Source organism: Pandoraea sp. ISTKB, from assembly GCF_001721285.1.
Taxonomy (GTDB): domain Bacteria; phylum Pseudomonadota; class Gammaproteobacteria; order Burkholderiales; family Burkholderiaceae; genus Pandoraea; species Pandoraea capi.
This window is the reverse complement of sequence record NZ_MAOS01000083.1, coordinates 23,917-49,405: the sequence shown is the minus strand read 5'-3', so window position 1 is coordinate 49,405 and position 25,489 is coordinate 23,917. Positions and strand designations below refer to the sequence as shown.

Sequence of the window (25,489 nt, the reverse complement as noted above, 5' to 3'; positions counted from 1 at the left end):
CGTCAGGCCGCCGCAGCAGAGCCGGACGCGCTCACCGGGTCCATCCCCTGCGGCACCGATGCCGCTTCCGCAGGCTCTGCGCTGAGAAACGCCGCCACGTACTCTTCAAGCATGGCGACGTCCGGCAACGACGCCGGGTTCACGTGATAGTTGACGAGACAGCCGTCGAAGGTCAGTACGAGCATGTCGATGAGACGCGCCCGACGCACGCTGTCACGCGCGAGACTCGGCGCGCTGGCCGCCAGCATGGCCGACAGACGCTCCCGAAACCACTGAAGCAATGACGGATCGTACGGATCTCCCGGGCTGACGGTCGCCAGCGCCTGCACCAGATTGTGTGAAAAACCGTTATCGAGTCGCGGTGTCTCGACGAGCAGGCCGGCGAGCAGCGTCCGCATGCGGGCATGCGCGCCGTGCGCCGACATCACTTCGGTTTCCAGTGCGGAGATACGCGCCTTGAACCATTTCTCGTAGACGCAGAAGAAGACTTGCAGCTTCGCGGTGAAGTAGCTGTAGATGTTCGCGTGCGAAATGCCGGCGCGCTTGGCGATCTGCACCATTGTGGTGTCGACATACCCTTTTTCGAGAAACAGGGCATGCGATGCTTCGAGAATGGCGAGACGGATGTCTTCTTTCTTGACTTGTGGCATATGTGAGCCTGCCCGGATAGGCCGGGCACCTCGATCGTAAATTCTCAACTGCTACCAGCGCCGATACCGAGTGTCAGCGCGCACAGTATGCCAGCGCAAACGCAGCTTGCGGCGAAAACTAAGCGCAAACACTCCCCCGGACTTTCCCGATATTTCAACGCACGCAACGTGATCTGCGATGACAGACATCGCGTAATGCGCCGTCCCGGCGCAGATTCCACGCACAACGGTGCGCGACACCTTCTATCAAGGGGTTAGCGGCAAGATATTTCAAAATCGAACAATCTTGATGTCATGTTTTTCCGGTGCTGCAACGTGTTCCGCATCGTAGCCACCGTCGTATATGCGCGCGAATACCGGGACGCATGCGTGCTCCCCCATTCGCGAGTACGCACTATGCGTACCTGCATCCATGAAAACCTTCCGCCCCGATTGTGGGATCGCAATGTCTCCTCGCCTCATCGATAGCGAGGTCGTGTAGGTGACATCCGTCAGCGAATTCCTACATTGATTCGGACTCCATCGCATTGATTCGATGACATGTTCGATACGCATCGACCGCAAACGCCCGCGATACGGTGCATCCAAAAGCAATTACAAAGATTTACAAGATCGACCGATCCAAATACCGCAAATTGCGTCCAACTACCGTCAATCCATGATGACGACGGGCGGGGATCAACACCGCTCTCGCAAGGAGGTCATGATGAGAAGAAACGTTGAACAAGCGCTTGACGCAATGTCGGTACACGTCTCGAAGACACGCATTGCGAAGGTGTCCTCGGCAATCGGACTGGCAGCCGTCGTCCTCACGCTGGCCGGCTGTGCGTACGAAGCGCCGCCGCAACCTCGCCTGCCGTATCGAGGACCGGAGAGTACCAACCCTGCGTACCAACCGAACTGCGGGCCGCCGCCTTATGCGCCGGGTTCGGCATGCAGTCCCTACGCAGCGCCGCCGGCGCCTGTGCCGAACACGGATGCTTACGGGCGCCCCTATCCGCCGACCGACGCGTATGGCCGCCCCTATCCGACCGATGCACAGGGTCGTCCGTATCCGCCGCCTCCCCCACCCCCGGCTTATCGCGAGTCGAACCCTGCCACCGGGGTAGGGGTGCCGGAAAACGGGTCGGCAACGGCCCATTGAACGAACGATTAACGAAACGGCAGACCGCTGTCGTCCCACGTGCCCCGCAACTGCGATGCCACGAGGTACCTGACGGCCTGCCGACACCTGGGGTGCCTCGCCCCGTTGAAGGAGCCATACGTCATGAAAACCACACAACGATGGGTCTCGCGTGTTTCCCGCCTTTCGCGCCTTTCGCGCTCGGCGGCCCCGATACTGGTCGGTGCCGCGCTCATCGGCACGCTTGCCGGATGCGGCGGCATGACACCGCGCGAATCGCGTAATACCGCTGTGGGTGCCGGTGTCGGCGCACTCGGCGGCGCCCTGATTTCCGGTGGCGACCTCGGTACGACCGTCGGCGGTGCCGTCGTCGGCGGCGTGATCGGTAACGTGATCACCGACGACCGCCGTCGCCGCTGATAAGGAGACGCGAGACATGACATCCCGAGACATCGTTCGCCAACGAACGCTTCATACCCTCAAGACGCGACGCCATGCACGCCGGGCCCTCGCCGCCGTGGCGCTGTGCGCCGGCGCCGCCGTGCTGTCGCTGGCCGCCATGCCCAGCTTTGCGCAGTCGGCGCCTCCCCCCATCAATGGCGTCGTGCCGACAACGCCAGCGCCGCCGCCACCGCCCGTTGGTGGTCCCGCGAATGGTCCCGCGAATGGTCCCGATTACGGCGACGCCGCCGATCAGAACGCCGCGCTGGGCCTGTACCTGCAACGTTCGTTCGACGCCATCGACACCAACCACGACGGCAAGATCGACCGCAACGAATGGTCGGCCTATCAACGCAGCCAGTTGCAGGCGCGTCGCGCTACGTTTGAGCGCTACTTCAAGGCAGCCGACAAGGACGGCGACGGCTACCTGAGCCGCGATGAAGCCGCCGCGTCGGAGCCGTTCCTCTACCAGCATTTCGACGAAATCGACGTCAACCACGACGGCAAGCTCTCGCCGGCCGAAATTCGCAGCTTCTTCCGCCGGTACTACCACGACCGTGCGCAGGCCGACGCCGCCACAACGAAACCGTAAGCAGTCGCGTCGTCACGACCTTCACCACCACGAAAAAGCCCCCGCGCCGGTCGATACCGCCGCGGGGGCTTTCCTATTGACGGTAAGGCTCGTCCTTCACCCCATCGTCAATGACCACCGGCGCCCGACGCTGCCGCCGGGAAATTCGTGTCATGCCGCTCGCTGATCGCCTTGACCTGCTCCCCGGTGAAGCTCGTCCCGGCCAGCGCGGCAATCTCTTCAAAGTAGCGATCTTGACCGCCCGGCAGCGTCCAGTCGAGCATCCGGCCCGTGGTCTCGCCCACGTTCCGGAAGCTGTGGACCACGCCGCGCGGCAGGTAGACGACCGTGCCCGCGCCCACCGTGCGGGTCACGTCCCCGGCGCTCAGTTCGTAAGTGCCCTCCACGATGTAGAAGCATTCGTCCTGACTGTGGTGCAGATGAGGCGGCGGGCCTTCGCCGGGTTTGTGACAGGCAATGATGACGGAGAGCTTGCCGGCGGTCGCCTCGGAACTCAGCAGGATCTGCATGTCGAGTCCGAAGGGCTTGATGGCCTTGGCCTCATCGGGCGTCACGATAACGCCTTGCGGGTTGGCTTGATGCGGGGTCATTGACGTATTTCCGTGATGTCTGTGCTGCGTGTTCGCCGCGTGCTGCGCGGCCAGCGGATCCCAGGCAGAGGGATGGGGATAGCGATTCCTCGATGACGTTAAGACGTCATGGCAAGCGAAGGGGGGGGTCTCGCCCCACGACGCTACGACGGCGAAATCAAGGCGCGCATGGAGCGCACGGGGGTGCCCCGAAGCATCGGGACACACGCGCGTGGAAATTCCTGTCGGAACGTGTGACCGGCGTCCAGCGCTTTCTGAATGAAGGTCTCGAGACGACGCATCGCCCCCGACGCAATGTCGTGCAGCACAGTGAGCGCCCAGTCTTCCTGCGCACACTGCCGCAGCGCGGTCGCGACCCAACCGTCCGGATCGTCCCAGTCACGCGGAATCGAGTTCCACAGCACGCAGGAGTATCGATGCCGACGCAGGTAGTCGACCGCCAGCGGGTTGAGCAGCAACGGGCCCAACTCACCGCCACCGCCGAACGGGCGGAAGAACCTGTCCGGATGCGCCGCGTCGCCGATCAACGCCTGCGTGCGGCCGATCTCACGCTCGGGCGCGTCCGGATCCGTGCTCAGCCCGAGCGGCACGTCGTGCATGTACGTGTGATTGCCGATCCAGTGCCCCTCGTCTGCCGCGCGCTGCATCAACGCCCGGCTCGGTGCATCCATCAGGTTTCGCCCGAGCACGAAGAACGTGCTGCGGATGTCGTACCGGGCGAGCACATCGAGCACGTACGGCGTGACGTCCTTCGTCGGACCGTTATCGAAGGTCAGTGTGATGGGATTCACGTCGCCGCGCCCTCGCGCTTTTCGAACGCCAGCGTCACGGTCTGCGTCGTGGCACGGAAGTGCGCCTCGATGAGGACGGCGCAGCGATCGGCGTCACGCGCGAGCACAGCGTCCATCAGTCCCCGATGCTCCCCATCGACATCGCGCGGCCCGTCAGGGCGCACCACCGCCAGTTTGCGATAGCGCTCCGACTGCGCGGCCAGCGTCTCGCGAAAACGCGCGAGCCAGTCCGATCCGGCGGCACTGACCAGCGCATCGTGAAAGCGGCGGTGCAACACGCCCCACGCCACCATCTCGCCGCGCAATTGTTCGACTGCCGCCGGCGTGGCTTTCGACAACTCGTGATAAGCCGCCAGAATGCGGCCCTCCCAGGCGGCGTCGCCGCGCGCAATCGCACGGCGCAGCGCCACGACTTCAAGTTCGATGCGCGCCTCGGTGAGATCGCGCAGGTCTTCGATGGAAACGTCGGCGACACGAAACCCCTTCTGATCGAGGGCCACGGCCAGACCGTCGGCCACCAACCGGGACAACGCTTCGCGCACCGCGCCCTGACTGACCCCGAACCGCTCGACGAGCGACGCCACATGCAACCGGCTGCCCGGTTCGAGTCGGGCCTCGAGAATGTCTTCCCGCACCGCAATGGCGACGGTCAGACTCTGACTCTTCTGGGCGGGCGGGGCAATCTGGATCATAAATGACAGCGAGGTGGCGAACTCTGAAATGTCGACTTTTTCGACTTTTGTGGACATTACCGCGCGGCTTTATGGAAAGGCAATCGCACAAACGAAAAGGGCCGGAGCCTGTTCGTTACAGGATCCAGCCCTTCGTTTTTCAGCCTCCCGCCGGTCCGGCGGGCGTCATTCACCTACGTTTCGACACCGATCTCCGCAGCGTGCGCGACCTGTCACCGTCACGCCGCCGCGATCACGCATTACACGTGGAAGAATTCGGCAATGATCGCGGCACCGAGGAACGTGCCGGCGTTCGCGAGGAACGACACAACCACGATGCGCCAGCCCAGACGACGGAAGGCAGGCACGTCCTTGGCGACCGACAGACCCGCGTACGTCAGCATCGGCGTGACGAGCGACAGGAAGTTGATCTTGCCCGTGAACTGCTCGACGACCGGCGCGAACGGGAAGGCAGGCGAGGTCAGGAACATCGCGATCAGCGACACCCAGCACACGGCCGGCACCTTGCGGCGCGTGATGAAGTACAGCGCTTCGCCGACGATCACGGCAGCGATGATGATCAGCATGCCCGGCACGCCGTCGAGGAACGGCGTCTTGAAGGCCATGCTGTTACCGACCAGCGCCAGCGCCCCCGAGAAGACCCACGCAAACAGACGCGCACCGAAGTTCATCTCGACGGTGTGGGCCTTGCTGGCTTGCTTCAGTTCCTTGGCGGCGTCTGCGTCGGCCACGGCAGCGGCTTCGGCATTGGCACGACCGCGCTTGCTCATGCGGCCCAGCACCGGCTCCATCACGCGGTAGCCCCACACGGCGAGCGGCAGCGAGATGAACAGGGTGAAGTACGTACCGATGGTCGTCGTGATCAGGTTCGACGCCGCAGCGAACGTCGCCACTTCCTTGGCGACTTCCGGCGTCTGCTGGGCAGCGATGGCACCGGCAGCGGCGGCCATCATCGAACCCGAGCCCACACCGGCGCCCATGGCGAGCGAGTGCGGATGGAACAGGTTCAGGCTGGCGACGAAGCCCGCGAACAGCGAGATGAACACGGCACCGAAGATCGTACCCGTCAGGTATTCGGCCAGCACGCCACGGCCTTCCGGCGAGTCGAAGCCGTACTTTTCGCCGATGATGGCGAGGCTCGGCTCACGGCCGACCGAGAAGGTCGCACCGATGGCTTCGCGCTTGATACCGAGCATCAGCGCGACCGGCAGGCCCAGAATGATCGTGCCCACGAAGTGGCCGAACTCCTGGAACACCAGCGCCCAGCCGGCAGCCACGAGCTTGGGCAGCGAGCCGCCCACGAGCAGGCCCAGCTTGGCGACGAACAGCAGCAGCGCCGGTTGCAGAATGGCCGCTGCCTTGTGTTGCATCGACAGATCGATCTGCGCGAAACGCGGCAAACGCGATTGCGACAGGCCCAACGCCGCGCCGAGCAGCAACGCCCAGACCATCGGCAACAACACGATCTTGCCGTGACCGGCAGTGATACTGATCGCACCGATCAGCTCCGCGATCACGAGGATCACGATTGCCCACACATACAGGCGCACGCCATCGCTGAAGGCGCCTCCCTGCGGCTTTGCCGCGTTTTGTTCCATGACTGCCATCTGGGTCTCCACTGCACTTGCTATTGAACCGGTCCGGTGCCGTTCGCCCGTCGCTTTTGGCGACGATGCGGCGGGTCGACGAACATGTCGGTGATTAAGGACGTTCGGCACGCCGCCCGTCCGGTCGCAAAACCGGCGGACTTTTCGGCATGGCGGTGCGTGAACGCCCGCCATGTTGGCACGCCTTGGTGACAGCAACAGCGTTCCCGCGCCGAACCGCCCGAGGGCGGCATTATACGCGGTCAAAAACCCCGTTTCGGCCCCGTGTCCCGCAGGCTGAAACGGTCGCATACCGGACGACGTCTCACGACCGGCGCCCGGCACACTTTCTGCACTTTTACGTCGCGTTCGCACCCCATTGCCGGTAAGTGAACGCACGATGACAGCACGACCTCACGGCTTGCCGGCCTCATGCCGACCGGCAAACCGTCACACCCGGATCAGACGTAGCCGAACGGCGTGGCCGGGTTGGCCGCCGTCTCGACCCAGACGCTCTTCGTCTGCGTGTACTCGTAGAGCGCTTCCACACCGCTGGAACGGCCGTAACCGCTATGGTTGTAGCCGCCGAACGGCGAGGCGACGTTGATCGTCTTGTAGCCGTTGATCCAGAACGTGCCGGCGTTGACCTGCGAAGCCACACGGTGCGCGCGCGCGACATCCTGCGTCCAGACCGCACCGGCCAGACCGAACTCGCTGTCGTTGGCGATCGCGAGCGCTTCTTCTTCCGTGTCGAACGGGATCGCCACGACCACCGGGCCGAAGATTTCCGTGCGGGCCACGCCCATGGTGTTGTTCGCGTCGGCCAGCACCGTCGGACGCACGAAGAAGCCGCCGTCGCTACGCTGCTGCGAACCGGCCGCCAGACGCGCCCCGCCTTCGACGCCCGCGTCGATCATGTTCATCACGTGCTGATACTGCGTGCGATTGCAGATCGGGCCGACTTCGGTCGTATCGTCCAGCGGCTCGCCCACGCGAATCTTTTCGGCGCCGCGCGCCAGCATCTCGACCATCTGGTCGTACACGCCGCGCTGCACCAGCAGACGCGAGCCTGCCACGCAGCTTTGTCCGGCGCTCGAGAAGATCGCGGCCTGTGCGCCAAGGCAGGCGCGCTTGAGATCCGCATCGTCGAACACGATGTTGGCGGACTTGCCGCCCAGCTCCAGCACGCTCGGCAGCAGGCGCTGCGCAGCGGCCGTGGCGATCTTGCTGCCGGTCGCCGGCGAGCCGACGAACACGACCTTCTTGATGACCGGATGCGAAATGGCGGCTTGCCCTGTCGTGTGACCGAAACCGGCGAGCACGTTGATCAGACCGCGCGGCACACCGGCCTGCTCGGCGAGTGCGGCGACCACAAGCGAGCTGGCCGGCGTGAGTTCCGACGGCTTGAGCAGCACCCCGTTGCCCATGGCGATGGCCGGGGCGAGTTGCCAGCCGCAGGTGAAGACCGGTGCATTCCACGGCGTGATCTGCAACACCACGCCCATGGCTTCGCGGCGGGTGTAGTTCAGGTGCGTGCTCGGCACCGGGATGACGTCGCCGAAGAACTTGTCCGTCCAGCCGGCGTAGTACTCGAACATCTCGGCCACTTTGCCGACTTCGCCACGACAGTCGCGGATCGGCTTGCCGGCGCCGATGGATTCGAGTTGTGCGAGGGCTTCGGCATTTTCGCGAATCTTCGCGCCGACGGCCTGCATCACACGACCGCGGGCAGCGTGCGTGAGGGCCCACCAGGTCTTTTGTGCGGCCTGTGCGGCGGCGGCCGCTTGCGCCACGACATCGGCACCGGCGTCGCGATAGGTGAGCACCGTCTGGCCGGTCGCCGGGTTGACGATGTCGATGGTGGTCTCGCCACGGCCTTCGAGCAGTTCGCCGTTGACGAACGAACCGATGGTGCCGGCGTTAGGGAAGAACTTGGCGAATGCGCCGAGCAAAGCGGCGGCTTGTTGGTCTGGCATGTGAAAACTCCGTGCGATGCGCTCGGACGCGCATCGTGTCGTCAAATAGAAATAAGACTCTCAGGGGCCGCTGACAGGGGCGATGACAGCCGTCGATGACAGCGGCAAGACCATCGATTAGGCGCGGCCCGGCTCGATGAACTGCACGATGCGGTTGAAATCCTCGTCGTCGCCCACGGTCGCGGCACTCGCCGCCCACAGACGCCCCACTTCGGCCGACAGCGGCCCGGTGGCGAGCGTGCCCGTCTGCTCGGCCAGCGCCATGGCCAGACGCACGTCCTTGCGCATGAGCTTCATCGTGAAGCCCGAGTCGAAGGCGTCGTTGAGGATCCACGTCGGGTAGTTGGTTTGCGTGATGCCGCTGCGGCCCGAGCCGGCATTCAGGCCTTCGAGCACCTGTTCCGGGGCCACACCGGCGGCCTTCGCCAGACGCATCGCCTCGCCCGCCACGACCAGATGCGCCGCGCACATCAGGTTATTGATGAGCTTGGTCACGTGACCGGCACCCACATCACCGATATGCACGCGCTTGGCCGACATGGCGGCGAGCGCCGGCTCGATCCGGGCGATGTCGTCCGCCGAGCCGCCCAGCACCATCGTGAGTGCGCCGTTCAACGCGCCCTTCGGGCCGCCGGAGACCGGTGCGTCGACCAGAGCGATGCCCTTCTCGCGCAGCGTGACGGCCAGCTTGCGGGTGCTTTCCGGATCGGCTGTCGACGTGTCGACCACGATCAGGCCTTCGCGCCCGTTCGCGGCAATGCCGTCGGCACCGTTCACCACGGCTTCGACGACTTGCGACGTCGGCAGCGACAGCACGAGCGCGTCGGCCTCGCGTGCCAGTTCCGCGACCGAAGCGCGCAGGCCAATGCCTGCGTCGGCCAGCGCGGCACCGGCTGCCGGCGACGGATCGAAACCGAGCACCGTGAAACCGCCGCGCTGCAACGACAGCGCCATGCCGCGTCCCATATTGCCCAGTCCGACCACTCCGATGATTTTCATGTTGACTCCAGATTGACTGCGAAGATGACGCCGCCCGCACGGGCCGCGCCGCGTTGCTCCGCCCGCCGGGATCTCCGGCCGACGCTTGGAAAACGGATAGAAAGCGGCAGGAAACCGCCGCGCTAGTGGTTCACGAACTCCAGCACGACGTTGCCGGCGAACTCGGGCTCCACCACCAGCCCGTGCTCGTTGTAGCCGTAGGGCACGCCGTTCTCGCGCCACAGCGCTTCGACGTGGGCCAGGTCCGGCGTGAGCAGCGTGATCGCAACGGCATGGGTGCGCACGCCCTGCGCCATCGGCAACCCGACCGCTGCGTAACGCGCCTCGGCCCGCTGTGGCGACATGGCGCGCAGATGACCGCAGCCGGTGTCGGCGACCGCCCCGCCCTCATAGAGATCGACGTGCCGCGCGCCGTACATGCGCTGCCAGCGCGTGGCGAGCGTGCGCAGCGACACCGCGTCGGGCGTCACATAAGTGACACCAACGATGTTTGTCACCCCGTTCGCGTGGTTCTGCCACTCCGGCACCCAGATCAACTCCGGGCGATGCTGGTGACAGATGAAATTGGAGACGTCGCCGAGCGCGTCGTCGATGAACAGCCCCAGCGTGACCACGACCTCGTCGGGCGTGCCATCGGGTTTGCGCATCGCGCGGCGGAAATCGAGCATGCCCTGCGATTCGAGCCCCGCCTGCGCCAGCCGGGAGTGGTCGGCGCGGGCGTCCTTGCTGTGAAGTGCGACGAGCGATACGCCTTCTTCGCGTACGAGGAAGTCGCCGAGATAGCGTCCGAAGCAGAAATCGCCTACGGCATTCGTGCCGAACTTGCTGGCGTTGTCCACGCCGATCAGCTCGATGAAGTTGTCGCCGAACATCATGAGCGACGTGACGGTGCCCCACGGGTGATACGACACCGGTGACGGGGCGAAGCCCATGCGCGCGTAATGCGCCAGCCGCCGCGGGTGGTCATGCACAGTGACCAGCGGATGATCGATGCCGAATCGCGTATTGCGCGGAGGAATCATCAAGTGTCTCCGAAGGGCTCGGGGGCTCACGCGGCGCGACCGTTTGTGAGTGATACCGGGCCGGGGCCGCGCGTCATCCCGCAGGATCGCTCACCCTGACACCCGACTATGTCGTCACATCCAATCACATCGAAACTGGCGCGGAATCGGGCCGCCGACACCGGGCCTCGCCTGGGTTCGTTGCCCGGCGTCGGGGCCGATCCGCATGAGTCGCAGTGTGGATTGAAAAAAAATGACGCTCAATGACAACGCTTGAAGATTTTTGTTCTAATTATTAGTCTTTAGGGTATGACACCTGCCATCAACGAAAGCCGTTTGTCCTATCTGTACGAGGCCGTCCAGTGCGGCACGGTGCGCGCCGCCGCCGACAGACTCGACATCGCCCCCTCCGCCGTCAGCCGTCAGATTGCCTTACTGGAAGCCGAACTGGCCCTGCCGCTCATCGAGCGTCACAAACGCGGCGTGCATCTGACGCAGGCCGGCCGTCTGCTCATGGAGTACTACCGGGAGCAGCGCGCGCACCAGGAGGACCTGCTGGCCAAGCTTCAGGAAGTGCGCGGGTTGCGGCGCGGGCACATCCGGCTGGCGGTCGGCGAAGGCTTCGTCAGCGACCTGATGGGGGCGCCGCTGCAATATTTCTGCAAACGTTATCCGGACATCACGCTCACGCTGGATCTGGCCGGCACCAACGAGGTCATGCGTCTGGTCGCCGAAGACGACGCCGATATCGGACTGGTCTACAACCCGCCCGCCGAACCCAAGATCGTCTCGCGCGCCCAGATGGCGCAGCCGGTGCACGCTATCGTCGCGCCCGGCTCCCCGCTGATCGCGCAAGCGGCGAACGCCGCCGCGACCCAGGCCGCCGAAGCGATGAGGGCGACGGGGGCGACGAAGGCGACGGGAGCGACGAAAGCCACCAAGGCCATCCAGGCAGCAGACACCGCCCATGCAAACGGGAGACACCAGCCCGGCGCCCTCACGCTCGACGCCCTCTACGATGTGCCGCTCGCGCTCATGCACGGCGCCTACGGCACGCGGCAGTTGATGGAGTTGGCCGAACAGTCCGAAAAGCACCGGCTCACGCCCACGGTCACCACGAACTCGATTTCCGTACTCAAGCACTTCGTGCGCGCAGGGCTGGGCGCGACCTTTCTGCCGACGTTCGCCGTCTCGCAGGAGATCGAGGCGGGGGTGCTGTGCGCCGTGCCTATCGACCATCCGATTCTCAACAGCGCCGAGGCTCACCTGATCACGCGTGCCGGGCGCCGCCTGTCCGGCGCGGCCAACCGCCTGCTCACCCACCTCGCGAGCAAGATGGAAGCCTTCGGCGCTCCGGGTTGACGCACGAAGCGCGCCGACGCCGTATGGCAGAGGCATGGGGCAAGGGCATGCGTCATAGCCATGCATCAACGACATGAAACGGCTGACTGAAAGCGTCCGACCGAATCTTTCGATACGCAAAGGAATGCGCAACGCCGTTTCGGTTGCTGGCACGCAACACTCGACGCCCTAAGCCTTTCCCTTATATTGCGTACCGGAAAATTCGGATATAAAGAAGCCAATCAGGGAAACGGGTGCGTCTTCGTCATCCGGATGACGTCGTACGAATCGTGTCGTACGAGTGGCGTCGTACTTACGTCGCACTACGAGACAAAAAAGTCCGCCCGTTCCCGCCACTCATTCCGGTCGCATGGCAATGCGCGTGTGCGCGTTGCCGCCGACCTTACGCCAGTGGACCGCCATGACGACGACCTGTGAAAACCAGAGCGTGACTGTCGTACCGGCATCACTCGCAACCGGCCGCGTTCCCCCATGCGGCGCCCGTTGCCCAGGCGTTCCCGATTGCCGATTTCTCGTCACTCGTAACGAAATTTCAGGCTTTTCCGACGATGTCGCAGACCGCTCCCGCTCGGGCGCGCTACGACGACGACGGTCATAACCACGCGAAAGAGGTGCGGGGCGCAACGCAATATCGCAACCTGGGGAGCAGATCATGAAAAAGAAGCTCATTGCAGCCAGCCTGCTGTGCGGCATCGGTACGTTCGCGCACGCGCAAACTAGCGTGCAACTCTACGGCCGCGTCGATGGCGGCTTTCAGTTCATGAACAATTTGCAGGACGGCAACGGCGGCACCGCCTCGCGCTGGAGTGCGCAGGGCGGCGATTACGGCACGAGCCTGTTCGGCCTGCGCGGCTACGAGGATCTTGGGCAGGGATTGCATGCGGTATTCAATCTGGAAGGCGGATTCCAGTTGATGAACGGCTTCAACAACAACGGCTCGGGATCGATCTTCGACCGTCGCGCGCTGGTCGGTTTCAACTCGCGCTCGTGGGGGCAACTCACGCTCGGGCGCAACCTGTTCATCAGCAACGGGGTCTGGGACTTCGATCCGTTCCAGCAGCAGGCCTTCTCGTCGGCGTCGCTCGTGCGGGGTCGTAACTGGCCGCAGGCGAGCAACACCGTCAACTATCAGAGTCCGAACTGGTACGGCTTCGACGTCGCGGGTCAGTACGCTTTCTCCAACATCGCCGGCCAGTTCAACAACGGGCGAGGCATGGGCGCGCAATTGACCTACACGCACGACCGCTTCCAGTTGCGCGCGTTGTACGACGAAATCCGCGACACCAACGGACGCTTCACCGACGTGTTCGCCACTTCGCGCGAATACTTCGCCGGCGCCAACGTCTTCCTGAACCGCTTCACGATTTCGCTGGGCTACACGCACATGTCGGCCCCCGACGCCCCGGCGCCCGACTTCGCCACCCGCGCCGATCATTACTGGGCGGGCGTGAAGTATCAGGCGACGCCCGTGTGGGCGGCAAACGCTGCGGTCTATCACGTGAACGTGCCGGGGGGGTTCGGACACGCGACGATGTTCGAACTGGGCACGACCTACAACCTCTCGAAGCGCACGTTCCTGTACGGCACCATCGCGTACGTGAAGAACAGCGCGAACCAGAGCTTCTCGGTCGCCGCGATTCCGAGCGATTCGCTCGACAATCCGCCGGCGGGCAAGAGCCAGACCGGTGCCTACTTCGGGATCTCGCACTCGTTCTGACGTCGCACGACGTTTCGCCGCAAGCACAAAGCCCCCGGCCAGTGACGTCACTGGCCGGGGGCTTTGCCGTTAACACGTTGCGGGTTAGCGTCTGTCAGAAGCGGTACTTCGCACTCACGCCACCGGCCACCGCCTTCTCGCCGGCACGCAGGCTGAGATCGCCACCGACATGCACGTTGAGTTGTCGGGTGACGCGGATGTCGGCGCCGAGGTCGGCGGTGAAGATGTCGCGCCCGAGCTTCACACCGCTGACGGTGAACGAGCGCGGCGCACCGAAGATCGCGTTCGTCAGGCTGCCCTGCGTGTCGCCGAACTCGTGCTCGTAAGCCAGACGCAACGACGGGATCACGCTGCCGCCTGCCGTGTTGACCAGTTCGCGCCAGAGTCGCACCCCGGCGATGACGCGCCGCGAGTTGCTGGTTTGCGGGCCGACGTGCAGCCCGTTGTTGCCCTGACCGGCATCGCGATCCGTTTCGTCATAGCCGTTCAGGCGCGTGTTGGCGATTCGTATACCGAGGAACGGATCGACGTTCACGCCCCCCGCCAGCACCCGCTGGCCGACTTCGCCGAACAAGCCGAGCGTGCGACCGCCGGTCTTGCCCGAGACGCGCGCCGACACGTCGCGGGCCGCGACGGTTCGCTCGGTCGACACGTTGTGATTGGTGTAGAACACGCCGCCATTGGCAAACCAGCGCGTATCGCTCAGATACGAGCCGTAGAGGCCGACACTGGCGCTTCTGACGTCGGACGAACCCGGCAGGTCGCTGGCCACCGAGGAGCGGGTGCCGATACCGAACGCCGCGCCCACCAGGGCGTTGCGATTGAAGCGTCTGTCGACCCCGAACGCGCCGTCGATCCCCTTCGTGGAAAAGCTCATGTCGTCGCTCTCCTGTCTCGCCCCCGTCCCTTTGAACGAACCCCAGACGGCCGTTCCGTTTTCCCCTGCACGCTGACCGTTCGTCGCATTGCAGTCGGGCAATGAGCCGCCGGCGAGCATGCGGGTCTGCATGCTGCTGCGGAACGTGTCGGCCGCGCTGTACGCTGCGGCGGCATTGTTCGCGAGCGACTCGCCGGAGAGCATGCGCGCGGCGCGGCGCTGCTCCGCCGAACCGGCGGGCAACAGCACCAGTTGACCGAGCACGCTGCCGCCGACGCGGCCCGACACGATGTCGTCGAGCGTCACCCCCTGGAGCGATGCCAGCACGCCCTGCTCGTTGCCCGAATACGGCGCGTTGGGGTCGAGGAACGCAATGCCCTTGTTGGGATCGATGATGACCGAGCCGTCGTCGCCACCGTCGTCGGGGTTGGTCGGGATGCTGCCGTACTCGACCTCGCCGAGTTTCACCTTGGCGTTGGGGCCGGGCACGATGACCTGAATCTTCTTCTCGAGCAGTTCCCTGGGCGAGACGGAATTGTCGATGGGGCGCAGCACGACCTTGGTCTTGGTGAAATCGCCGTCCTTGTTCACTTCGAGCGTGCCGCGATGGATGCCGTCGGCGTCTTTCTTCGCGTCCGACTCGATTTTCGCCTTGTCGCCCTTCGACTCGTAGGAGTCGATCACAAGCCGGTAGCCGTGCAGCTTGAGCGTACCGGCGTTCTCGAATTTCTTGACGTCGTAGACGTCGTTGGCGAGCGCAATGGTCCCGGGCTCGGAGATGGTCAGCAAGCCCGTGCCCAGGGCGTTGCGATGCGCCGCAAGCAGTGTGCCGTTTTCAACGTTCAGTGTTTCGATGCCGCTTTGGTCGCCGCTGAACGTGAGATGCCCGGTGCCAACCTTGGTGACGTGAGCGCCGTGCGATCCCAACACGTCTTTGCCGATTTCCCCCGCGAACGATTCGTCTCGTCCGAGCGCACCCAGTTTGAGATGCGTATCTCCGGTACCGACATGGCCATTTCCGCTCAAGGAGCCGATCGTCAGCGTGGGGGCATCCGTGCCCGCTTTCTCACCGTCTTTCACCCCATCTTTCACGCTCTCAGCCTTGATTTCCGTCAGGTTGAGATAACCGCCGTTCAGCTCGATCGAGGCCGCATCCGCCGTCGTCTGACCGCTCAGGTCGAGCATGCCGCTATTGACGATGCTCATCCGTTCCAGTTGCGTGTCTTCCATCGACACCGCGACTTTGGACGTGTTTTCCAGATGGGCGTCACCGCCTTTGGCGCCAATGAATTCCAGATGACCGCTGTTGCGAATCGTCGCCTTCTCGGCGCTCGACCCTTTGTCGAAAAGCCCCTGACCACCCTGCTCGATCATGATGTAGCTCGAACCGGCGTGGGTGTCCTTGAGGAACCGCAATTGCCCTTTGTCCTTGATATCGATCGTCGCCCCACCGGCGCCCGTACCGGCATCGAACTCGATGACACCACCCGCCTCATCCGGCTGCGCGCCCTGCGAGACTCCTGCAACAAGGCTGATGTGCTTGGACGTGTTGTCGATACCGGGGCCGCTCACGAATTTCAGAACGCCGTCGCTGCCGACATCCACATCGAGCCGCCCCGGACCATCGATGCCTTCATGGACGCCCAACGTGCCCTTATTGACCAGCACCGTGTGATTCGCGCCATCCATGGCGCGAATCAGGCCGACGTCGCGCTCGCGATTGTTGGCCCCTTCGATCGCATCAGACACCAACCCGGAGCGCTGCGATATTTCCAGCGTCGTGTCTTTGGTGATGAGCGTCTCGCCGGCAGCCGGCCGGTCTGTGTCGGACATGAAATCGATCAGGTGTTGATCGTTCCATGTGACAGGCTTGGCCGGATCGTCCGACGCGACGCGCGGGGCTAATTCACGCGTCTTCGCCAACCGTTCGGCTTCAGCCCCCTCGGCCGCCTGCTCCCATCGGGCCTTTTTGTAGTGCACTGACTCATCCAACCGCTGCGCCTGATTGAGGTCCTGCAATGAGGAGATCCACTTCCTGATCGCACCTTCCAGGCGTTTATCCAGCGCTTGTCGTTCCTGAGAGGTCGGGTCTATGGGGTTCGCCAACGCCTCAAGCGCCTCGACGTCTTTTTTCAGCGCCGTCAGTGCGTCCAGCCGGAATTGCTGCGATGGCGTGATTCCCGATGGCGGAACACTGGCTTTAATCTTGTCGATCTCCCCCTGAATTTCCGTCGCCGATTTATTCAGCGCACTTTTTAACTTATCGACGTCCTTGATATCCGTAATGTCTTTTAACGGTGTGTGCAATGAATGACCCGCATCTGCAACAAATCTATCATCCGCTTCAGCGCCGACTTTCTTATCGAGATCGTCTTTTGCTTTCTCCGCCAGCGCCGTCAATTCTTTGATGCGATCTTCTTTCACGCTATTGCCGGCCGGGCTCGCCGCAAACGCCGATGGCACGCCGCCCATTGCAACCAAGGCGGCCGCCACCGCTAAGCAAACCCTTGTCTGACCACGCGCATTAGACTTCGGACGATTCCCTCGCATTCGACAACTCCTTTTCAATTCGCCTCAAATGATGATTTCCCTCATCACGCTTCAGACAGTGGCTTGGTGGCCGCCATCGTTCCGGCAAATTCTAGGAGTCGATTTCTCCGAATCGGCTGACTACTCTACGGGTTTGATACTTAACCCAAGATCACGATATTCATCGAATAAACGTCAAATCCCAATTTAATTCATTTTATTTTCCAACAATCGCTCACCGTCACACCGAATCAATACTTCAAGCACCCAAATTCATGCGCATGTGATGTCCTGACGCCACACGTTCCGGCGAAAAAGGAGGTATTTCCCTCGTGCATTTTTTGAACAAAAAACCCGCCACGCCCCTGCGGACGTGACGGGTTTCCTTTCCCATCCGTGTCGGTCGCGTGAGCCTGTGACCCACGCAAACCGATCAGCAACGCTTAGAAGCGGTACTTCGCTGAAATGCCACCGGCCAGGGCGCTCTCCCCCTTACGCACGCTGACGTTGCCGCCCAGATGCACGTCGAGCCGCTTCTTGAGCTGGAGATCGACGCCGAAATCGGCCGTGAAGACTTCGCGGCCCAGCTTCGGGCCCTTCACGTTGAACGCGCGCGGTGCGCCGTAGATCGTGTTGGTCAGACTGCTTTGCGTGTTACCGAACTCGTGCTCGTAGGCCAGACGCAGCGACGGCGTGAGCTTGCCGCCATCGAAATTGAACACGTCACGCGAGAAGCGCACGCCCAGCACGCTGCGGGCCGACGTCTGCGACTGTGCGCCGACCTTCAGGCCATCGTTGCCGGCAGTGCCGTCGCGATTCGTCTCGTCGAACGCATTCAGCTTCGTCGACGCGATACGCATGCCCACCGACGGATCGACACGGAACCCCGCCACGTCGAAGCGCTTGCCGATCTCGCCGAATGCACCGAACGTGTTGCCGCCGGTCTTGCCCGACAGACGCGCCGAGGCATTGCGCGCCGCGACGGTACGGTCGGTCGTGACACTGTGATTCGTGTACGAAACACCGCCGTTCACGAACAGATTGGCATCGTTCAGATGCGAGCCGTACAGACCCACGCTGACGCTGTTGATCTTCGATTCGCCCGGCATGCCGTCAGCCTTCACGTTCTGGTTGCCCATGCCGATGGATGCCCCGACGACGGTGCCGCGACCGACACGCTTGTCGACACCGATGGCGCCATCGATACCGCGAACGTCGAACGACAGCGCGTCGCCACGTTGCGTCGCATTGCCACCGGCGAACGATGCCCAGCCAGCGATACCCGAGTCGTCCGTACGCACGCCGTTAGCCGTCTTGTCGTCGAGCATCGCGCCCCCGGCGACCATGCGCGACTGCATGCCGCGCTGGAATGCCGTGGTGGCCCCCTGCGCCGCGGTGGCGTTGTTCAGTAGCGACTCGCCCGACAGCAGGCTGGCCGAGCGACGTTGCTCCGCGGAGCCCGCCGTTTGCAGCGCCATCTCGGAAAGCACCTTGCCGCCGATCTTGCCGGAGGTCAGCTCGCCCACCGTGACGCCGTCGACCGAAGCGAGCACCGCTTTTTCGTTGGCACGGTAGCCGGCATCCGCCGCCAGATAGCGCACGACGTTCTCACTGGTGATGAGTCCCGTTGGATTGTTCGGATCGACGGGCTTCGTCGTGTCGGGATTGTTCGGATCGTCCGGGTTGTTCGTGTCCGGGCCATCGGGATCGGTCGGCTTGGTTGTCTTGCCGCCGGTGATGCTACCCACGGTGACCTTGCCCAGCGTCGCCGTTTTGCCTTCGGCAACGCTCACGACACCGAGCTTGTCCTGAACGTCGGCGAGTGCGATGTCGTCAGCCACGCTCACCTTGATTTCCGTCTGCGTGAAATCGCTGTCCTGGGACACCTGAATCGCACCGCCGGTCACCTGACCGCCCACCTTTTCCACCCGCGACTGGATTTTCGCCCCGGGCTTCGACGTGTACTTCTCCACGGCGAGCTTGTGCGTGCCGAGATCCACCTTGCCAGCGTTATCGAAATGGCCGACGCCCGCGACGCCGGACAACAGCGAGACCGCGCCCTTCTCAGCAACAGTGACCGTACCGGTGCCGAGCGCATTGACGTGAGCAGCGGACACCGTACCACCCTCGACGCGCAGGCTCGTGATGCCACGCTGGTCACCCGCCAGCGTCAGATTACCGACGCCGACCTTGACCACTTCCGAGCCGGCTGGCTTCGCGCCGACCTGCGGCGCCGTCGGGTTCGCACGAAGGATGCCGGAGGCCTTCGACGCGGTATTCGACGCGACGGCATCACGCTTGATCGAGCCTTCGAAGCGGTCGTCTTCGTTGCGCTCACCGAGCACGAGCTTCGTGTCGCCGGTCACCACATCGCCGACCCCTGACAACGCGCCGATGGACAGCGTCTTTTCCGCCTTGCGTCCCGGCGCGGCAGCCGTGACCTTCGAGATATCCAGCGTACCGCCGAACATGTCGATCTTCGCGGAATGCGCCGTGGTATTGCCCGACATTTCGGCCGTCCCGACGTTCACCAGGGACAGTGCTTCAAGCTCGCTGTCCTTGATGTAAAGTTTTCCGCCGGCGCCGTTGATGATGTGTGCCTCCCCCCCTCGCGAACCGTTGATGACAGCGGTCCCGAGGTTGACGACTTCCGAGGTGTCCAGTGCGGAATCGACGAAACCGACTAGCGACGTGCGATCGTTGGCAATTTCGGCCTGCGCGAGCTTCGAGTTCTTGAACTCGACCGTTCCTCCTTGATTGGAAACATTCGATACGGCGGCGTCCGCTTCGTCGAAACGCACTTCGCCCCCGTCGCGCACGCCAATATCACTGCGTCCCGCGTTGGCGCCCTTTGCGAAAGTCAGTTTCCCGTGGTCGAACACGTCGATCACGGCATGCCCGGCGTTGGTGCCCTCGCCAAACACGATCTCTCCGCCCTTACCGGTATTGCCGACACCTCGGCCCGCGCTCAGCGACACCGTTTCCATGTCATGGGCAATGCCTGCGCCCCCCTTGAAATTCAGTTGACCGTCGGTACTGACGGCAATGGTCAGTTCCCCCTGACCTTCGATGCCCTGATGCACGTTGAGCGTCCCGTCGGTCACCGTCACCAGATGCGCGGCATCGTCCAACGCGCGAAGGGTGCCAATCTCACGCTTTTTGCCCGTAGCGCCGGCCAGCGCGTCGGACCGATCGCCCGAGGCCGAGGTCAGTTCCAGCGTGGTGTCCTTCGTGATGACGGCGTGCGTATCGGAAACCGCTTCTGCGCCCATGAAGTTCGTCAGATGCTTGTCGCTCCAGGTCAGCGCGCCGTCGTGCTTCGTGGCGTTCGGCGTGGTCGCATCGAGCTGGCGAGTGGCCTTGAGCGCTGCAAGCGCACTTTTTGATTTCGCACCGGTCACGCGCGCTTCCTTCATCGCCAGCCGGTCGGCCTGACGCTGAACGGGAGCCAGCGCCGCCTGACTTTCCCCGACAAAGGACGCGTGGTTCCCGACCTCCTTGCCCAAATCACCCAGCGCCTTTGTCAGCGCCTTATCGTCCTTGCTGGTCGCAGCCGCCGCCGCATCGAGTTTCTTTTTCAGGCCTTCGAGCGATTTTTTCTTTGCGACACCCGCGGACGACAACTTCTGGTCGTCGATATTCAGAATTTCGCCGAACGTCGCATTGAGAAGAAGAAGCAGTGCATCGCTATCATCTTTTTCCAAATTAGCCTGATTAGAGATTGCCGCCAGAATGGAAGCTTTATGCTCATCCACCGTTTCTGCAAATTGCCGTGTTGCAACCAGCTTCTCCAAATTCGGCGCGATCGCTTTAATTTCGTTTTTAATCTCGGCAATTCTGGAATTTCGGTCATTTTCCCACTGAGCGGTCGGCTGGGGGACTGCCGACGCCATCACATTCATGGGCAACGCAGCTGTCGCGACGACCGCCGCAGCGGCCATGCAGATCGTGGTCTGACGCAGGACTTTCGAGTTCGGACTAATCTTTTGCATTCGATAAATCTCAATTGAATACGCAATAGACGATGGAATTCATTCACCGTCACCACAACAGCGGCATACTTGCCACCGTCAAGGCTGCGAATTCTAGAGACGACCTATCGAAATCTAATCAAAACCCGGAGCTTTTGGTACTTACCCCACAATTACATCAAAATCGAAGATTAGGATGATCCATAAAGCATTAAGTTATTGATTTGAAGGATCATCCCAAAATAATAAAGATAACTCTTCTTATTCACCCAAAGTCATGGATACGTGCGGCGCCCGCGCAACGCCGCATCAGTGCCTTTCAGTCACATCCCACCGCGATATTTCTGACGTCGCGAGCTGCGATTGCGACGGCGAGCGCTCCCCTGCCCGACGTGTCCGCACGTCCTCGGCGGCTCGCAAGGCCATAAAAAAACCCGCCGCCCCCTTTCGGGTGCGACGGGTTTTCCGTCATTCTCACGACTGTGGCGGCCCTCAGACCACCACAGCCGTGCACACAGTCATCACATGCGCGCTGACGCGCTACGCGACATCACGCCACCGGCTTGCGCTTGGGCTTGATATCGGTGCTGTCGATTTCTTCGAGCACGTCGCGGAATTCCGCAATGTCCTCGAAGCTTCGATACACCGAGGCGAAGCGGATATAGGCGATCTTGTCCAGCCGCTTCAGCTCGCGCATCACCAGTTCACCGACGCGCTGGCTCATCACTTCGCGCTCGGCCCCCGCCAGTAGCTTGTACTCGATGCGCGCAATGGCGGCATCCATCGCTTCGGCGCTGACGGGGCGCTTGCGAATCGCCAGCTGCATGCTGGCGCGCACTTTCGCACGGTCGTACTCGGCGCGGCTGCCGTCTTTCTTGACGACGGCCGGCATGGTGAGTTCGACACGCTCGTACGTGGTGAATCGCTTATCGCACGACGGGCATTTCCGGCGCCGCCGAATGGCAGCGCCGTCTTCCGCTTCACGCGAGTCGATGACCTGCGTGTCGTCGTGCCGGCAGAACGGGCAGCGCATGCGTGCGACGCCTGTGGCTTAGCCGTAGACCGGGAAACGCTTGGTCAACTCGGCCACTTGTGCGCGCACGCGGGCCAGGTTTTCTGCGTCTTCCGGATTCTCGAGCACGTCGGCGATCAGGTTGCCGACCAGTTCGGCTTCGGCTTCCTTGAAACCACGCGTGGTCATGGCCGGCGAGCCCAGACGCACGCCGCTCGTCACGAACGGCTTTTCCGGATCGTTCGGAATGGCGTTCTTGTTGACGGTGATGTGCGCTTCGCCCAGTGCGGCCTCAGCGGCCTTACCGGTGATGTTCTTGGCACGCAGGTCGACCAGCATCACGTGCGATTCCGTACGGCCCGACACGATGCGCAGACCTCGCTTGACCAGCGTCTCGGCCATCACGCGGGCGTTCTTCGCGACTTGCTGTTGGTATTCCTTGAATTCCGGCGATGCGGCTTCCTTGAACGCGACGGCCTTGCCGGCGATCACGTGCATGAGCGGGCCGCCCTGGATACCCGGGAAAATCGCCGAGTTGATGGCCTTCTCGAATTCCGCCTTCATCAGGATCACGCCGCCGCGCGGGCCGCGCAGGCTCTTGTGCGTGGTCGTGGTGACGAAGTCGGCATGCGGCACCGGGTTCGGGTACACGCCTGCGGCGATCAGACCGGCGTAGTGCGCCATGTCGACCATGAAATAGGCGCCGACCGACTTGGCGATCTGCGACATGCGCTCGAAATCGATCTTCAGCGCGAAGGCCGAGGCGCCAGCCACGATCATCTTCGGCTTGTGTTGCTCTGCCAGCTTCTGGGCGGCGTCGTAATCGATGTCTTCGGCTTCGTTCAGGCCGTAGCTCACGACATTGAACCACTTGCCCGACATGTTGACCGGCGAACCGTGCGTCAGGTGACCACCGTGCGCGAGGCTCATGCCCATGATCGTGTCGCCCGGCTTGAGCATGGCGAAGTACACGCCCTGGTTAGCCTGCGAACCGGAGTTCGGCTGCACGTTGGCGGCTTCTGCACCGAACAGTGCCTTCACACGGTCGATCGCCAGTTGTTCGACAATGTCGACGTACTCGCAACCGCCGTAATAGCGCTTGCCCGGATAACCTTCCGCATACTTGTTGGTCAGTTGCGAGCCCTGCGCTTCCATCACGGCCGGGCTGGTGTAGTTTTCCGAAGCGATCAGTTCGATGTGATCTTCCTGACGCTGGTTTTCCTTCTGAATCGCGGCCCAGACGTCGGGATCGACGGAGGCAACGGTAGATTTCGATTTGTCGAACATGGCGGTTCCGTTGAATTGAACAGGTTTTCCGGGAGGGGATGCTGCGGCGCGCCTTCCTTTGTGCTTCGGAAGACGATAGACAGGGCAGCACCAACCATCACGGCTGCCCAGGCGAACGGCAAATAAGACCCCGGCGCTTCCCGGTGGGTTGCTCCACCTCGGGCACACAAGGCTGTGCGCCCTAATCGCCAGTCACGCGGGGTTTGTGGCGTCGACAGTTTATGCGAGGTTGAGACGTTAGGCAACCGGCCCGGAAACTCGTACCACGACCTTGCCGAACGCCCCGCGGCGCAGGTGGGACAACGCCTGCCGGAAGTCCGCGAAATCGTAGACGGCATCCACCTGAGGCACGATCCCATGCCGGTCGACAGCCGTCACCAATGCCTCCAGCCCCTGCCGATGGCCCACACCGATACCCTGCACATGCACCCGCTTGAGCAGCACCGGGTACACCGGGACTTGCAGGGTGTCCCCGCCCAGCGTGCCAATGACCGACACCTTCCCGCCCGGCGCGAGCGCCGCCAGCGTCTCGCGCATGTCGCCCCCGGCCAGTTCCAGCACCTGCTCGACGCCGCGCCCTTCGGTCAACTGGCGGACTTCGTCCGCCCAACCTTCCCGGCGTAGGACACCATGCGTGACACCGAGCGCCGCCGCCCGGCGCAGCTTGTCTTCGCTCCCGCTCACGACGATGGACTTTGCACCGTGCGCCGTGGCCAGTTGCGCCCCGAACAGCGCGACCCCACCCGTCCCGATCATCAGAACCGTCTCGCCCGGTACGAGCTTGCGGCCCGTGCCGAACAGCGCGTGCCAGGCCGTCAGCCCGGCGCAGGTCAGCGTCGACGCCGCCACATCGTCGAGGGTGAACGGCGCACGCACCAGCGACGCCTCGTCGAACACCGCATATTCACGAAGCACGCCCTGCAACGTGCCACCAAACACTTTGAGCCCGGCCGGCGCCTGTTCGCCATCGACCCAGCGGTCCCAGAACGTATTGACGACGCGCTCACCCACCGCCACGCGCGTGACCCCGTCGCCCACCGCCACGACCTCCCCGGCCATGTCGGAACCGGGCACGAACGGGAATTTCACCGGCAAGCCCATGCCGGTGTCGATCATGAGCGCATCGCGGTAATTGAGCGCCACCGCGTTCACCCTGACCAGCACTTCCCCCGGACCGGGTGTCGGCACGGCCACCGTCGCGAGATCGAGTGCCGCGTCGCCAAGCGTTGCCATTTGCCACTGTTGCATCGTCGTCATTGCTATACCTCTGTTCATGGTTTCTCAATCGGAGATCCCGGCAGGCCGGGTGGACAGGGTTAGCTTATTGGAGAATACTTCGCGGCAGTGATGGCAATTTATCCACTGATTGGCGACATATGAGAACCAATGACACCTACACGCCAGATCGCCTCTCCGGCATTTCGGCGTTCGTGGCGGCGGTCGACGCGGGCAGCTTCGCCGGTGCGGCCGAGCGATTGCATCTGACCCGTTCGGCGGTCGCCAAACGGATCGCCCGACTGGAGGCACGACTGGGTGTCCGGCTGTTCCATCGCACCACCCGCAGCCAGCACCTGACTGACGAAGGGCAGACGTTTTATCAGCGTTGCACGAAGGTGCTCTCGGAACTGTCCGAGGCGGAAGATGAGTTAAGCGCCGGATCGCAAACACCGATGGGCAAGCTGCGTGTGACGATGCCGGTGCAGATCGGGCGGCAATGCATCGCGCCGGTGCTGCTGACGCTCGCGAAAGCGCATTCGCAGTTGCGGCTGGAGATGTCGTTCAGCGACCGTCGCGTCGATCTGATCGAAGAGGGCTACGATCTGGCCGTGCGCAGTGGACGTCTCGACGACACCCCCGGGCTCAAGGCGCGCCCGCTTGCCGAACAGATGATGCTGTTGTGTGCGTCGCCCGCCTATCTCGCCGAACATGGCACACCGCAGACGACGGCCGATCTCGCCCGCCATGAACGTCTGATGTACGGACGCGGCGGCAATCTCTATCAATGGCCCGCACTCGCGATGCCGCCCGAGCTCACGCCGCGTGCACCGCGCTTCGTCCTCGACGATCTCGTCGCGCTCGTGACCGCGGCCGAGCAGGGCCTCGGTATCGCCTACGTTCCTCGCTGGGTCGCGATGCAATCACTGGATGCGGGAACGCTCGTGCATCTCCTGCCGCAGACCTATGCCCCGGGCACGCCATTGCATCTGGTCTGGCCCGACACGCGGCACCCGTCCCCCAAACTGCGCGCGGCCATCGACGCACTGTTGGCCTCGGCGCCGACGTGGACGTGACC

At 63.2% G+C, this 25,489-nt stretch carries 20 protein-coding genes and 1 riboswitch; of the genes, 7 read left to right on the top strand and 13 right to left on the bottom strand.

The features are described from left to right. Nucleotides 1-2: 2 nt before the first annotated feature. The gene (locus A9762_RS25350; protein ID WP_069344744.1) at nucleotides 3-650 is read right to left on the bottom strand and encodes a TetR/AcrR family transcriptional regulator; all 648 of its coding nucleotides are present in this window, start codon (nucleotides 648-650) and stop codon (nucleotides 3-5) included. Nucleotides 651-1,356: 706 nt separating this feature from the next. On the opposite strand from A9762_RS25350, the gene A9762_RS28305 reads away from it, so the two are divergent. The 3 genes from A9762_RS28305 (at nucleotide 1,357) to A9762_RS25340 (ending at nucleotide 2,806) form a co-directional block, all read left to right on the top strand. Next, on the top strand, nucleotides 1,357-1,794 hold the full coding sequence (locus A9762_RS28305) for a hypothetical protein (protein WP_139133399.1): 438 nt from the start codon (nucleotides 1,357-1,359) through the stop codon (nucleotides 1,792-1,794). Nucleotides 1,795-1,917: 123 nt separating this feature from the next. After that, the gene (locus A9762_RS25345; RefSeq protein ID WP_083254285.1) at nucleotides 1,918-2,193 is read left to right on the top strand and encodes a glycine zipper 2TM domain-containing protein; all 276 of its coding nucleotides are present in this window, start codon (nucleotides 1,918-1,920) and stop codon (nucleotides 2,191-2,193) included. Between the two features lie 16 nt (nucleotides 2,194-2,209). After that, on the top strand, nucleotides 2,210-2,806 hold the full coding sequence (locus tag A9762_RS25340) for an EF-hand domain-containing protein (RefSeq protein ID WP_069344743.1): 597 nt from the start codon (nucleotides 2,210-2,212) through the stop codon (nucleotides 2,804-2,806). Nucleotides 2,807-2,913: 107 nt separating this feature from the next. Here A9762_RS25340 and A9762_RS25335 read toward each other — a convergent pair whose 3' ends face one another. The 7 genes from A9762_RS25335 to A9762_RS25305 all read right to left on the bottom strand — a co-directional run bounded on the left by A9762_RS25335 (nucleotide 2,914) and on the right by A9762_RS25305 (nucleotide 10,462). After that, entirely contained in the window at nucleotides 2,914-3,396 is a 483-nt protein-coding gene (locus tag A9762_RS25335) for a cupin domain-containing protein (protein ID WP_069344742.1), read from the bottom strand. 143 nt (nucleotides 3,397-3,539) lie between these two features. Beyond that, entirely contained in the window at nucleotides 3,540-4,187 is a 648-nt protein-coding gene (locus tag A9762_RS25330; protein WP_069344741.1) for a polysaccharide deacetylase family protein, read from the bottom strand. Further along, nucleotides 4,184-4,879 (bottom strand): GntR family transcriptional regulator, encoded by a 696-nt coding sequence (locus A9762_RS25325; protein ID WP_069344838.1) that lies wholly within the window; start codon nucleotides 4,877-4,879, stop codon nucleotides 4,184-4,186. Before A9762_RS25325 ends, A9762_RS25330 begins: the two co-directional genes overlap by 4 nt. A 239-nt stretch (nucleotides 4,880-5,118) precedes the next feature. After that, nucleotides 5,119-6,486, bottom strand: coding sequence for a DUF3100 domain-containing protein (locus A9762_RS25320; protein ID WP_139133398.1), 1,368 nt, complete (start codon nucleotides 6,484-6,486; stop codon nucleotides 5,119-5,121). Between the two features lie 440 nt (nucleotides 6,487-6,926). Then, nucleotides 6,927-8,441, bottom strand: a complete 1,515-nt coding sequence (locus A9762_RS25315) for an aldehyde dehydrogenase family protein (protein ID WP_069344740.1) — start codon at nucleotides 8,439-8,441, stop codon at nucleotides 6,927-6,929. A gap of 117 nt (nucleotides 8,442-8,558) precedes the next feature. Continuing rightward, on the bottom strand, nucleotides 8,559-9,662 hold the full coding sequence (locus A9762_RS25310) for an NAD(P)-dependent oxidoreductase (RefSeq protein WP_256388791.1): 1,104 nt from the start codon (nucleotides 9,660-9,662) through the stop codon (nucleotides 8,559-8,561). Beyond that, nucleotides 9,563-10,462 (bottom strand): VOC family protein, encoded by a 900-nt coding sequence (locus tag A9762_RS25305; RefSeq protein ID WP_069344738.1) that lies wholly within the window; start codon nucleotides 10,460-10,462, stop codon nucleotides 9,563-9,565. Before A9762_RS25305 ends, A9762_RS25310 begins: the two co-directional genes overlap by 100 nt. Nucleotides 10,463-10,750: 288 nt before the next feature. Between A9762_RS25305 and A9762_RS29255 the strand changes: the two genes are divergently transcribed. Both A9762_RS29255 and A9762_RS25290 read left to right on the top strand, forming a co-directional pair. After that, nucleotides 10,751-11,803: a LysR family transcriptional regulator gene (locus A9762_RS29255; RefSeq protein ID WP_240493713.1), complete on the top strand. Its 1,053-nt coding sequence runs from the start codon at nucleotides 10,751-10,753 to the stop codon at nucleotides 11,801-11,803. Between the two features lie 652 nt (nucleotides 11,804-12,455). Beyond that, on the top strand, nucleotides 12,456-13,520 hold the full coding sequence (locus tag A9762_RS25290) for a porin (protein WP_069344737.1): 1,065 nt from the start codon (nucleotides 12,456-12,458) through the stop codon (nucleotides 13,518-13,520). Between the two features lie 94 nt (nucleotides 13,521-13,614). Here A9762_RS25290 and A9762_RS25285 read toward each other — a convergent pair whose 3' ends face one another. Beyond that, nucleotides 13,615-16,377, bottom strand: coding sequence for an autotransporter outer membrane beta-barrel domain-containing protein (locus tag A9762_RS25285; RefSeq protein WP_170836326.1), 2,763 nt, complete (start codon nucleotides 16,375-16,377; stop codon nucleotides 13,615-13,617). 330 nt (nucleotides 16,378-16,707) lie between these two features. Here A9762_RS25285 and A9762_RS29020 point away from each other — a divergent pair, with 330 nt between their 5' ends. Next, nucleotides 16,708-16,896 carry a hypothetical protein gene (locus tag A9762_RS29020; protein ID WP_170836325.1) on the top strand — a complete coding sequence of 63 codons (189 nt, stop codon included), beginning with the start codon at nucleotides 16,708-16,710 and terminating at the stop codon, nucleotides 16,894-16,896. 473 nt (nucleotides 16,897-17,369) lie between these two features. Here A9762_RS29020 and A9762_RS25280 read toward each other — a convergent pair whose 3' ends face one another. The 4 genes from A9762_RS25280 to A9762_RS25265 all read right to left on the bottom strand — a co-directional run bounded on the left by A9762_RS25280 (nucleotide 17,370) and on the right by A9762_RS25265 (nucleotide 24,444). Continuing rightward, nucleotides 17,370-20,630: an autotransporter outer membrane beta-barrel domain-containing protein gene (locus tag A9762_RS25280; RefSeq protein WP_170836324.1), complete on the bottom strand. Its 3,261-nt coding sequence runs from the start codon at nucleotides 20,628-20,630 to the stop codon at nucleotides 17,370-17,372. 817 nt (nucleotides 20,631-21,447) lie between these two features. Continuing rightward, nucleotides 21,448-21,930, bottom strand: a complete 483-nt coding sequence (gene nrdR, locus A9762_RS25275) for a transcriptional regulator NrdR (protein WP_069344734.1) — start codon at nucleotides 21,928-21,930, stop codon at nucleotides 21,448-21,450. 18 nt (nucleotides 21,931-21,948) lie between these two features. Next, nucleotides 21,949-23,196: a serine hydroxymethyltransferase gene (glyA, locus tag A9762_RS25270; protein ID WP_069344733.1), complete on the bottom strand. Its 1,248-nt coding sequence runs from the start codon at nucleotides 23,194-23,196 to the stop codon at nucleotides 21,949-21,951. 98 nt (nucleotides 23,197-23,294) lie between these two features. Then, a riboswitch (ZMP/ZTP riboswitch) is annotated at nucleotides 23,295-23,402 on the bottom strand. Between the two features lie 31 nt (nucleotides 23,403-23,433). After that, a complete protein-coding gene (locus tag A9762_RS25265; protein ID WP_069344836.1) occupies nucleotides 23,434-24,444 on the bottom strand; it encodes an NAD(P)-dependent alcohol dehydrogenase in 1,011 nt (336 codons plus the stop codon). A gap of 128 nt (nucleotides 24,445-24,572) precedes the next feature. Between A9762_RS25265 and A9762_RS25260 the strand changes: the two genes are divergently transcribed. Further along, nucleotides 24,573-25,487: a LysR family transcriptional regulator gene (locus tag A9762_RS25260; protein WP_069344732.1), complete on the top strand. Its 915-nt coding sequence runs from the start codon at nucleotides 24,573-24,575 to the stop codon at nucleotides 25,485-25,487. Nucleotides 25,488-25,489: the final 2 nt, after the last annotated feature.